Source organism: Amycolatopsis sp. PSD-21, assembly GCF_055561455.1.
Genome location: NZ_CM145712.1, coordinates 4,027,474 through 4,039,207, shown reverse-complemented (window position 1 = coordinate 4,039,207; position 11,734 = coordinate 4,027,474). Strand labels below are relative to the sequence as shown.

At 68.2% G+C, this 11,734-nt stretch carries 8 protein-coding genes; 2 read left to right on the top strand and 6 right to left on the bottom strand.

What is annotated here, in order from left to right; all coding sequences use genetic code 11:
* Positions 1-599: 599 nt before the first annotated feature.
* Positions 600-875, bottom strand: a complete 276-nt coding sequence (locus ACZ1DY_RS19185; RefSeq protein WP_465485209.1) for a hypothetical protein — start codon at positions 873-875, stop codon at positions 600-602.
* A 150-nt stretch (positions 876-1,025) separates the two neighbouring features.
* Here ACZ1DY_RS19185 and ACZ1DY_RS19180 point away from each other — a divergent pair, with 150 nt between their 5' ends.
* Both ACZ1DY_RS19180 and ACZ1DY_RS19175 read left to right on the top strand, forming a co-directional pair.
* A complete protein-coding gene (locus tag ACZ1DY_RS19180; RefSeq protein WP_465485208.1) occupies positions 1,026-1,283 on the top strand; it encodes a hypothetical protein in 258 nt (85 codons plus the stop codon).
* A gap of 670 nt (positions 1,284-1,953) precedes the next feature.
* A complete protein-coding gene (locus ACZ1DY_RS19175; RefSeq protein ID WP_465485207.1) occupies positions 1,954-2,757 on the top strand; it encodes a DUF3050 domain-containing protein in 804 nt (267 codons plus the stop codon).
* 3 nt (positions 2,758-2,760) lie between these two features.
* On the opposite strand, the gene ACZ1DY_RS19170 is transcribed toward ACZ1DY_RS19175, so the two are convergent.
* From ACZ1DY_RS19170 to ACZ1DY_RS19150, 5 genes are all read right to left on the bottom strand, one after another.
* The gene (locus ACZ1DY_RS19170) at positions 2,761-3,558 is read right to left on the bottom strand and encodes a bestrophin-like domain (protein WP_465485206.1); all 798 of its coding nucleotides are present in this window, start codon (positions 3,556-3,558) and stop codon (positions 2,761-2,763) included.
* Between the two features lie 364 nt (positions 3,559-3,922).
* Complete coding sequence (locus ACZ1DY_RS19165; RefSeq protein ID WP_465485205.1) at positions 3,923-6,169, bottom strand: pyridoxal-phosphate dependent enzyme; 2,247 nt, start codon at positions 6,167-6,169, stop codon at positions 3,923-3,925.
* Complete coding sequence (locus ACZ1DY_RS19160) at positions 6,163-7,095, bottom strand: GHMP family kinase ATP-binding protein (RefSeq protein WP_465485204.1); 933 nt, start codon at positions 7,093-7,095, stop codon at positions 6,163-6,165. Before ACZ1DY_RS19160 ends, ACZ1DY_RS19165 begins: the two co-directional genes overlap by 7 nt.
* The gene (locus ACZ1DY_RS19155) at positions 7,092-8,579 is read right to left on the bottom strand and encodes a lyase family protein (protein WP_465485203.1); all 1,488 of its coding nucleotides are present in this window, start codon (positions 8,577-8,579) and stop codon (positions 7,092-7,094) included. Before ACZ1DY_RS19155 ends, ACZ1DY_RS19160 begins: the two co-directional genes overlap by 4 nt.
* Positions 8,576-11,719, bottom strand: coding sequence for a non-ribosomal peptide synthetase (locus ACZ1DY_RS19150; RefSeq protein WP_465485202.1), 3,144 nt, complete (start codon positions 11,717-11,719; stop codon positions 8,576-8,578). The genes ACZ1DY_RS19155 and ACZ1DY_RS19150 overlap by 4 nt, the downstream gene beginning before the upstream one ends.
* Positions 11,720-11,734: the final 15 nt, after the last annotated feature.

Below are 11,734 nucleotides of genomic sequence, written 5' to 3'. Positions count from 1 at the left end.
TATGGCGGACTGACTGTCACCGGAGAGCGGTGGTCGCAGTCGTGCTCAGCGAAGCCGCTTGACACAACGACCGCAAGATCGACGACCGCTACATCGGACCAACAGGCGATTCAAGACACCCAGCAGGAGTCAACCGTCCGCTCGCTACAAGCACATGATCGCACCCCGAGCCCCGCGACGAGCCAGTAAAAGCAGTGCTAGAACCATTGCACGGCAGCAACTTGTCAACCCACGAGCCACTATCCCAGTCAGAACCGCGCACAGCGCGTGAGCCCACCGCGAAACCCCCCCCGGTTTCATCCCCCTGAAGTCCGAACATCAACATGCCGTAGCTACAGGACACTTGTCAACCAAGACCCCAGAGCAGCGGCCGACAGTCCGGCAATGACCTCACCTGATGTGACGTCGAAGGCGAGGTCGAGGCCGGTTGTTGCTGCGGTGACTGTCAGCGGCCAGTCCCCACGATCATCCCGCCTCGATCGACCATGAGCACGGCACGGCTGGCGGCCTCGTCGACCGCGGCGGTTCTTCCCGTTCCACGACTCCCAGAGCCGCCCCGATCGGGCTCGATGCACTACGGGCTGGCCCGGATCGATGCCTCAGGGCGTGTGTCGGACCGTTCGATGCTGAAGACCCTCGGCTGGGGCCCCGGTGACGCGCTCCAGATCACTGTGATCGACAGCGCCGTCGTGGTCCATCTCCATCCGACGGGTGTCTTCATTGTGCCGCCGCGGCCGTATCTCGTGCTGCCCGCCGTGGTGCGGCGCCGGTGTGGAATCCATGCCGGCGATCGGCTCCTCCTCGCGGCCGATCCTGGCCCCGATGTCCTCGTCGTCCACCCGCTTGCGGCCCTCGACGCGCTGCTCGTCGCTCACCACGCCTCCCTGGCAGGAGGTGAGCGCGATGAGCGTCAATCCGGATGACAGGTCCGGTTCGCCGGTCCTGTCATCCAGTCGCGTTCCGGGAATTCTCCGCCACCCGGCGGCCCTGTCTTCCCACGCGACGCCCATCCAGGGAGCAAGCACGTGTCACACAACCTCACCGACGTCGACGTGCGCGCGGTCCAGCGACGCACGATCACGATCCTCCTCGGCACGCAGATAATCTTCGCCGTCGTGATGGCGGTGGCATCCCCTGTCGCCGCACTACTGGTCCAAGACTTCAGCCACTCCTCGACCCTCGCCGGTATCGCCCAGGCCGCGACGATCGCCGGTGGCGTCCTCGCCGCGGTTCCCGCTCCGAGAGCCTGCCGAACCTGTCGCTACGCCACAGCTCGGTCATGACGACAAGTGGCGCCCCGAAGATCGTCGGCCAGCCCGAGTGACCTGCTCTTCTCAAAGCGACAGGCTCCATGGTGTCGACCGCGGCTTCCAAACCAGCTCTCCACCCCGACAGTTCGGCTCGCTCTCGCATCCCGGCATCACCGTTGGCTCGACGCAGCGCCGTCGCGAACCGCTCAGCAGTGTGATGTCGAGCCGGATCGGCGGCGTGCATCCCCCGGAGGCGTTCCCTGGCGCCACGACATGTACCGATGATCAATTTGAGCGGCCTCGCAATCCAACGCGCTCGAGCTGCACACCCGGTCGCGCCCAGCGAGAAACCTTCACCGTTTGTGTCCGTGAAGCGCACCAACGGCGCCAATTTCACTGAGCCTGATCACACACCGCATGACAGCAGACCTACGTTCAGACGAGAATCACACTCAGCCGGGTACTAATGTCGCGAAGCTATTTCGGCCGCTTACGAACGCCACTACGTTTCGGGTTGATATGGATCACACTCTTTCAAAGAAGGACGGTACCGCATTCCGAACTTCTTTCGCGAAATACTTGATTGAAGCATTCACGCGTACGGAGGCCGTCTCCAACCATGCGACAGCCAGGTCGGCCGATCCGACCTGAGACCGAGCCGGAACGGCCGTAGGCCAGCAACCTCTTCAGACAAGGAAGATCGATGTCTCGCTACGAATGGGAAGTCACTCACCCCGGAATCGACATGATCCGCGCCAAGAGCCAGCCTGAACGCGACAAGGTGACCACTCACAGAATATACGGCAGCTTCGCGTCAGCCTTCGACATCGCCGTCTTCATGGAACACCATGTGTTCGCGGTCTGGGATTTCATGTCCCTGCTGAAAACTCTGCAGCGCCAGCTGACCTGCGTGGAGGTGCCCTGGATTCCACGGGGACACCCGACCAGCAGGCGACTCATCAACGACATCGTCCTCGTCGAGGAGAGCGACGAGCTGGAGTCGGGATTCAGCAGCCATTTCGAACTCTATCGAGCGGCCATGACGCAGGTCGGCGCGAACACGAGGGCCATTGACGAGTTCCTCGGCGCCCTGAGGATGAGGAAAACCGTACCGGACGCACTACTCCTCGCCCGCGTACCGCGGCCGTCCGCCGACTTCGTCTCAGCGACCTGGCGAATCATCACCGACGCCCCTGTGCATTGCCAGGCCGCCGCGTTCGCCTTCAGCCGGGAAGACCTCATTCCGGAAATGTTCGACAAGGTGATCGGCGCCGAGCCTGCCGACGACCGGCTTCGACTGCTGCGCGGCTACCTCGAACGGCATATCGAGGTCGATGCCGACGAGCACACGCCGATGGCGATGCAGATGCTCGCCGACCTCTGCGGCGACGACGAAGTCAAGTGGGAGCAGTGTCTCGCCACCGTCCGCTCGGCGATGCGCGACAGGGCCCGCTTTTGGGACGGGACCGTCGCCGCGATGGAGACCGCGCTCGCCGGCGCCCGGTGACCTTCACACCCGGCCGAACAAGGTGTGCTTGAGCTGCTCGAACGGTGCCGGTGTGACGCTGAACTCCCCGAGGAACGGATTGTCCATCGCGACGATGAGGAAGATCATCATGGCGATGAACACGGCGAACAGGCCGGAAATGACGAGATGCGGGCCAAGCCGCTCGACGGAGAGCATCGACATGAGAACCAAATTGATCAGAGCACCACCGATGAGCACCCACCATAGCGCGGCCGGCAGGCTGGCCGACACCGCGTTCATCACTTTCCTTCTGGCCTCGACGAACATGTTGAACTGAGCGTAGGACTCCGCGTGCAGGATTTCCTGGCCGGGCGTGGCCGGTTCGAAGGTGGTCATCGCGCGCTGGATCGTGTCGACAAGGTCGGTCGTTTCCGGCGTTGTCTCGCCCCGTTGCTGGTTCGGCCAGCTGACGTTGATGAGGGTGTCGACATAGTTCTCGATGCCACCGCGGAGCTGGCTGCGCAACGGCTCCGGATAGGCGGACACATCCCGGTAGAGGGCGGAGATCGCGGTGGCTTCGTTCGCGACGCTCATCTCGGCCTCGGAATAGGTCGTGTAGGTGGCGGCCGCGATGAGCCCGAGCAGCAAACCGTAGAACAGCCCTGTCCCGGAGAGCACCAGATCCAGCAGCGAATTGCGCTGCTCGCGATCTTCGGCACCGAACAACCGATCCATGACCGGGCGGAGCAGGAAAACCGAACCCCAGCACACGCCCAGTGCGACCACGACGAACAAAAGGAACATCCCCCAGTTCGGCAGGTCATAGAGCCACGAGAACATGGGTTTCCTTCGCGTAGGGCTGAAGGGACCATCTCAGTGAACCGGTCACTCCCATGCGGCGAAAGTCGTGTGCAGCGATCGAGGGAAGACCAGTAGAGATCAGTCACGCTTTCAGGTAGTAATCTCAGTCATTTCCTCGCGCCGAGCAACTGCTGTCATTCAACGAAAATCGCGCAGTCAAGCACGACAGGCCGGACGCCAAGCGGACGAAAGTGAGACGGCCTGGCCAATAGGGAATCGCGGGTCAGCACCTCTCGTGACCGCCAAATCGGCGGCTTGGAGCGGCCTGACCTCCATGGTGATCCGGTGCGAAAATCGGCGCGTGGTCGTCGATATGGCCGATTCTCTCGATGGCCCAATAAGCTCAGTCGACCGTGCGGATCGTGATCGCCGCATGAGCCTTCGCCAGCGCGGTCACCACCTCCGCTCGGGTCGCCCCGCGGGCGATGACGTAGCCGAGCCGTCCGTAGGCGTCGATCGCCGGAGCGACCTGATCGCCCGGGCGAGCCGTGACCGTCATTTGGGTGACCTCGGCGATTCCGCGTGCCTCGTCGGTCCCGTCGACGGAGCGGAGCACTCCCTCGTGCGGGGCGGTCAGAAAGCGGATGCCCGCGTAGCCGGTCGGCACGCACCTCGGCTGATGCGGAACACCGGCGGCGAGGTCCAGTTGCGCCGCGAGGAGGTCGACCCCGGTGGTCAGGCGGAACAGTTCAGGGATCATCCCGCCCGCCAGCCTCGGGTTGATTTCGACGATCTTGGGCCCGGAGGAGGTCAGCCGCACCTCCGTGTGGCTCGGCCCACGACTCAGCCCGGCGGCGTCGAGCGCGGTCCGGACCGTCCGCTCGATCCGGTCGGTGTCGGCCTTGGACAGGTCGGCGGGGTGGATATGTTGCTCCTCCACGAAATACGGGGGTGCGCCCACGGACTTGGCGACCACGCCGAGCAGGATGTGCCGACCGTCCATCCCGAATGTCTCGACGCTGTACTCGGGGCCGGGCAGGTACTCCTCGACCAGTGCGGCGCGGGGCACCGGTTGGCCGCGTACGTTGGCCGTGATGGACAGGAGCCGTGCCACGTGCGTCTCGGCGGCTTCCCTGTCCGCACAGAGCACCACGTTGGTCGATGCCGAGTCGCTGACCGGCTTCACCACACACGGTAGGCCGACGGCGTCGAGGGCGGCGTCGACCTCGTCGGGATCGGTCACGACCTCGAACCCGGGTTGGGGCACGCCTGCCTTGGCGAGCAGGCGCCGCATCGTGGATTTGGCGCGGCAGTCGGCGATGACCTCCCAAGATTCGCCTGGCATGCCCAGTGTCCCGGCCAGTCGCGCGGCCGCGACGAGCGCGAACTCGCTTGTGGTGGTGACTCCGGCGATACGGCCTTCGAACGGTTCTGCCGCGGTGCGCAGCGCGGCCGGGTCGTCGGTGTCGCAGGTGACGATGACGGCGCCGGTGTCGTCGAGTCCCCGGTAGCGACCCGGTTCGCTCGTGAGGAACACCGGCTCGAAACCCTTGTCCCGTGCTAGGGTCAGCGCCCGCATTCCCGTCCCGGTGGTATTGGATTCCACGAAAAGCAGGGCGGGCGGTGGCGCGCTCTCGTCCCTGCGCAGGTGCGACCACGAGGTCACCGGCGTGCCGGGCAGGACACGTCGTGGCCGCGCCGTGCCCGGCTGCTCGGGCAGCCCGTGCGCGATCCAGTGCTCGTCGGCGTAGACGGTGTCGGCGTAGCGGTCGCCGCGGTCGGGGAAGATCCCGACGACGGCGGTGTCCGGTGCCGACCGCAGTGCCACCTCGCACAGCACCCGGTAGACCGAGCCGGATGTGTTGCCCGCGAACAGTTTCTCGGTGCGGGCCAGCTCTCTCGTCGCGTGGAAGGCTTCGTGGTCGGCGAGCCAGTGCACCTCGTCGATCTGGTCGTGGTCGAGGTTGGGCGGGTGCAGACTGTTGCCCAGGCCGCTTTGCAGTCGCTGCGGCCAGTCCTTCTGTCCGAAGAGGACGCTGCCGACACAGTCCACCCCGACGACGTGCAGCGCCGGGTACCGGGCTCGGAGCACTCGGGCCGCCCCGCACAGGGAGCCGCCGCTGCCGACCGCGCCGACCAGCACGTCGACCCGGCCCAGGTCGGCCATCAACTCCTCCGCGAGCGCGCGATAGGCGGCCGGGTTCGCCGGATTCTCGTACTGGCGCGGCCAGAACGCGCCGGGATGCCCGGCCATCAGCTCACGCAGCCGCGTCAGGCGTGCGCCCTGCCAACCGTGTTCGTCCATATCCGGCACCACGTGCACCTCGGCGCCCAGCGCACGCAGTTTGGTGAGCGTGATGCGGTCGATGCGGGGGTCGGTGACGATGTGCACCGGATGCCCGAGTGCCGTCCCGACCAGTGCCAGGCCGAGCGCGAGTGTGCCGGAGGAGCTCTCGATGACCGGCGCGCCTTCCGCGAGCAGACCGTCGCGGCGAGCGGCCAGCACGACCTCCTTCGCGACTCGGTCCTTCATCGCGAAGGGGTTCTGCATCTCCAGCTTCGCGTACACGGCCACGCCATGGTCGGCACCGATCCGCAACCGGACAAGAGGAGTGTTGCCGATCGCGTCGACGACGCCATGGTTCAGCACGAGAACAGTCCGGTCCGGTCGGTGCCCATGGTCCGGTGAATGGTCACGTTTCCGGCGATCGCCGCGCACCGGCCGGCGGCCGCGACCAGTTTGTCGGAGTAGGCCGGGTCGGCGGTGTCGAGCAGCACGCCCAGCGTGGAGCCACTGTGCGCGGCGACCACGCCGAGCCCGCCGACCAGGCGGCTGACCTCGATCACCTGCTCGAGTGTTTTCTTGGGCCACAGCATCTGGTTCAAGTGCGCACTCCTGGTGGCGACCTCGCCGACCGCGGCGAGGTCCTTCTTCCGCACGGCTTCCGTGATCCGGTCGAGCAGTCTGCCGTACTCGCGGCGGTCGGCGCGGGTGAACGGTTTGGGGATGCGGTTGAACTCCACGGTGTCGACCTGCCCGCCCTCGTCGACGCCGACGATCGTCATCGACGGCAGGCTGCCGAGCATGGCGCGCAGCCGCACCGCGCGGTGGTGGTAGGCCACGATGCCCGGGTACAGCACACCGTCCGTCGGCTCGATATGCCGCAGGTAGGACTCGATCCGTGTGGCGGGCATGGCGATTCCGAGCGCGTTGGCCACGGCGCGCGCGGTGGCGACGAGATCGGCCGACGAGCTCGCCAGCCCTTTGCCTTCAGGAAGGCTGCTGTCGATGGTCAGCTCGCCGCCCACCGGGTGTTCGGCACCGGCCATGATCAGGTTCGCCAGACGGCGAGCCTTGTGCTTGTGCGCCGGCCGGACGTTGATCGCGCGAGATGCCGGATCCGCCCAGAACGTCGCGACCGACCACCGCGCGATCGGCAGTGTCACGAGGAAGTCGCCGTCGTCCTGCGGCAGCACGCCCTGCAGCAGTTCACCGAACGTGCCGAACGCGGAGCTGACCCCCGTCGGTCCGATGTAGGGCCGCGCGGTCCGGCCCGTGGCCTGTGCCGCCGTCATAGCGCCGTCAGTTCCAGGTCCAGCGCCGCGGAGGCGTCCGTGAGGTGTCGCCGATGCGCGTCCCACGTGGTCCGCGCTGCCCGCAGTTCGTCTTGCTGCTCGGCGAGCATGGCGCGCACCGCCTCCGGGTTCGTGGAGCCGAGGGTCCGTTTCATCGCGAGGGCACCGTCGACCGCGAACGCCTCGGTGAGCAGCGCGCGAGCCCCCTCGATCGGGTACCCGGCGTCGGCGGCGGCCCGGGTCAGCAGGTCGGCGTCGGGGGCGGTGGGCGGGACCGCGCGCCGCAACGCCTCGGTGAGGTAGCGGCCCGCGATCACCTGCGCCGGCCGCCACGGCACCAGCGCCCGCGCACAAAGCAGGTTCGCCAACGTGAACCCGCCGAGGTGTTCTGCCTCGCACGCCGCCCGCATGGAGTCCGGCCGAAAGGAGATCTCGCCCAAGACAGCCGTCAGCAGTCGTGCCACCGAGCCCGCCGTGCCGAAAATCGCGGGCAGCCCGTCGCAGGATTCCTTGCCCACCTCGACGCCGTTGCTGTACGGCGTCGACCGCTGGCCGACGGCGAGGTCGGCATAGTAGGCGGTGAGATGTCCGGTGCGGGACCGGATCCGTTCCAGGACGGGGAAGTTGCGCTTCTGCGGCATGGCGGAGGAGATACCGGCCCAGGCGTCGGGCAGGTCGACGAATCCGTACCGTCCGCTCGCCCAGGTCATCAGGTCGGTGGTGAACCGGCTCAGCGCCACCCCGAGCGTGGACAGCTCGGCAGCCACCTCCAGCGCCCAGTCGCGGCCTGCCACCGCACGCAGCGCGTGCCGGACCGGGCCGTCGAACCCGAGCCGCACGGCCATCCGCACGCGGTCCCACGGCAGCTCCTGGCCCGCCATGGCGCCCGCGCCCAAGGGACACCGGTTGGCGGCCCGGTAGGTCAGGTCGAGCCGGTCGAGGGCGTGCAGGACCTGATCCGCGAGCGCGGTAAGCCAGAACGCGGGGCTGATCACCTGTGCCGCCTGCAGCTGGGTGTACCCGGGCATGACCTCGTCGACGTGCCCGGCCGCGACGCGGGTCGCGGTCTCGGCCAGCGCGACCAGTTCCCCGGCGAGGACGATGATCCGATCGCGGCCGTGCATCAGCTGCGCGCATGCCTGAAGGTCGTTGCGGCTGCGGTCGGCGTGCCACCTCGGCGGGACCGTGCCGAGCCGGGCCGACACGACCTGCTCCAGCGCGAACGCGATGTCGCTCATGCCGTGTTCCGCGGCCGACGCGACGGCCGTCGCGTCCACTCTGGACAGAGTGCCGGAGACGGCGCTGACCGCTGCCTCGTCGAGCATTCCCATCCGCAGGTACTCGAGCAGCAGGACCTGCTCGATCCGCACGTAGGCGGGCAGCAGGTGCGCGAGTTCGAACTCGAGCCGAGGGCGTAGCACCTCGGCTCGCAGCAGCTCGTGCGGACCCGTCGTGAGCCGCCCGGTCAGCTCGGTGGCCGTCACGCCGGCCCCCGGGCGGACGACGGCAGCGCGGCCAGGATCGCGGACGCGGTCGCCGGGGCTGCCGTCCGGGTGAAGTAATGGCCGCCCTCGGTCAGCACCCGCAGGTCCACCTGTTCGGCCACCAGCTCCCACGAGAAGTACCGCGTGAGATGTCCTTCGGTGGTCGGGTCGTCCGCGGCGACCACCGCCTCCACCGGGATCCGGAGCCGCTCCGCGGGCGGGGTGCGCCGGTAGGCGAGCAGCCGAGCGTTGGTCGTCACCACGTCGTGGCGGTAGGCGGCACCGACGAACTCGGTCCGCTCGGCCTGGAGCCCGTCCAGCTCGACGTACGCCTGATCGGTGCGCAGGTTCGCGGTGATGTCCCGGTTGCTCGTCCCGGTCACCTCCGCCGACTCCGCGGCCAGTTCCCAGGCCTCCGGCAGCATGGCGGCCGCGAGGAACAGCCGGTGCGGCGCGGACAGCGTGCCCTCGAGCCGGCGCGCGACCTCCACGGCGTGTACCGCCCCGGCGCAGTGGCCCCACAGCACCAGCGGGGTGCGCACCACTCGCGTGATCTCGGCGGCCACCAGATCCGCGATCTCGTCCACGGCGGCCAACGGGTCCTGGGGGCGTGCGATGTCATGCCCGGGCAGCTCGACGCCGTAGACCACGACACCGGCCGGCTCCAGTTCCTTGGCGAGCCGCTGGAAGTTCACCGCGTTCCCGCCCGCGTAGGGGAAGCAGACCACCGTCATCGCGGCGTCCTCGGTGCCACCGAGCCGGTGCAGCAGTTCGCCGCGTCTTTCGACGGCGGCGTCGAGTGTCTCGGCGAGCGCGCCGAGCACCGGGGTGGCGACGAGGTCGGCGAGCGACACCCGGCGGTCCAGTCCGACGACGAATCTGACCGCGGCGAGCGAGGTTCCGCCCAGGTCGAAGAAGTCGTCGTCACGTCCGATCCGCTCGATCGGCACGCCGAGGACCTCCGCCCACGCGGTGGCCAGCACGCGTTCGGTCGCGGTCGCCGGCGCCACCCGCCCGTCGCCGTGCCCGAGGGTGCTCGCGAGGCCGGCCAGCACCTTCTTGTCGATCTTGCCGTTCTCGTTGAGCGGGAGGGCGTCCATCCGGTGGATGTACCGCGGCACCATGTAGTCGGGAAGTGCGCCCGCCACGTGTTCCCGGACCCGCTCCGGCTCGATGTCCCGCGGCGCGCCGTAGAAGCCGACCAGGTTCGGCGGGTGTCCGTCCAGGACGACGGCCGCGCCGAGGACGCCGGGAACACCGAGCATCCTGTTCTCGATCTCGCCGATCTCGATGCGGAAGCCGCGGATCTTGACCTGCTGGTCGCGCCTGCCGAGGAACTCGACGCGCCCCTCCGGCAGCCACCGGCCGAAATCACCGGTGCGGTACATCCGCGTGCCGGGCCGGTACGGGTCGGTGCCGAACGCCTGCGCGGTCCGTTCGGGGTCGTTGATGTAGCCGCGGCCGACCGCCACGCCGGAGAAGACAATCTCACCGGGTGAACCGAGCGGGACGAGTCGCTGTCGCTCGTCGAGGATGTAGGTATCGACGTTGCGCAACGACCGGCCGACGGTCACGTACTCCCGCGGCGGAGGGCCGTCGAGGACCTCGTGCATGGTGTCGTCGGACACCTCGGTCGCACCGTAGGCGTTGACCAGCCGGATGCCCTCGTACCGCGCGAACCACCGCTGCACCAGCTCGATCTTCAGTGCCTCGCCGGTGATGGACAGGCAACGCAACGCGCCCAGATCGCGGTGTCCCTTCTCCAGCCGGGTGAGCAGCACCTCGAAGTAGGAGGGGACGAGCTGCGCGACCGCGACCTCGCTGCCGACGATCTCGTCGAGGAACGCGTCGGTGTCCAGCTGCGTGTCCGTGTCCACGATCCGCGTGGATCCGCCCACCAGCCACGACGCGACGAGCTGCCACAGCGAGATGTCGAAGCACTGCGAGGCGGTCTGCGCGACGACGTCGCCCGCGCCGAACCGCAGGTCGTCGATCTTGGCGTAAAGGTGGTTGATGAAGCCGGCGTGTTCGCACATGGCGCCCTTCGGCGCACCGGTCGAGCCGGACGTGAAGTAGACGTAGGCGAGACTGTCTGGTCCGATGTGGACGTTCGGCGCGGTCGCCGGCCCCTCGCCTTCGCACACCTCGCCGGCGATCAGCACAGTGGCGCCCTCGGCATGTCCGCCGTGCGCGGGATCGGCCGTGACGATGAACCGGCAGTCGCTTCGTTCTAGCTGGGTCGCGATCCTGGCGCCGGGGAAATCCGGGCGCACCGGCAGGTAAGCGCCGCCGGCCTTGAACACGCCGAGCGTCACCGCCGCCCACTCCAGCGTCCGGTCCATGATGACGGCGACGACCTGCTCTTCCCCCAAGCCGGCGGCCAGCAGCGCGTTCGCGACCCGGTTCGCGCGCTCGTCCAGTTCCCGGTAGGTCCACCCTCGGTCGCCGTGCGCCACGGCCGGAGCGGCCGGGTGACGCCGCACGCTCGCCTCGACCTGCTCGACGAACAACCCGCCGTCGATCGCACGCCTCGGGCCGCCGAGCGTGTGGAGCTGCGTGCGCGTCTCCTCCTCCGACAGGAGAACGGCGTCGTCGTGTGCGGCGTCCGGATCGGCCAAGGCCTGGCGAAGTGCCTCGAGGTGGTAGCCGATGAAGCGGATCACGTAGTCCTCGGTCACCACATCGGTGCGGTATCGAACGCGGATCACCCGGTCGGTCATCCCGATCCAGGCGACGATCCCCTCCGGTAGGCCGCCGGAATCGGAGCACCAGAGGTCAAGGATCGTCTCGGTGGCGTCACCGGGCGTACCGCCGGTCTCCAGCGCGTCCGCGGCGACTGTGACGAGGTCTCGCCAGCTGCCGCCTGCCACGTCGGCCCGGACCGGGATCGGCGCGTGCCCCTCGCCGAGGATCACGCCGGTGGTCACCGTGGGCTCGCTGGTGACCGTGGCGAGCACTTTGAGGTGTGCGGCCGCCAGGATGGCGGCGACCGGCCGCCCGGATGCCCTGGCGAGCCCGCGGATCGCGGACGAGAGCTCGGCGGGCAACCGGATCTCGTGCGCACCGAAGCCGACGGAGTGTGTTCCGGGCGGCGTCCACCTCGGCAGCCGGGTGACGTTCTGCCTTGCTGTTGTCGACATCGTGCCTCGCGGGTT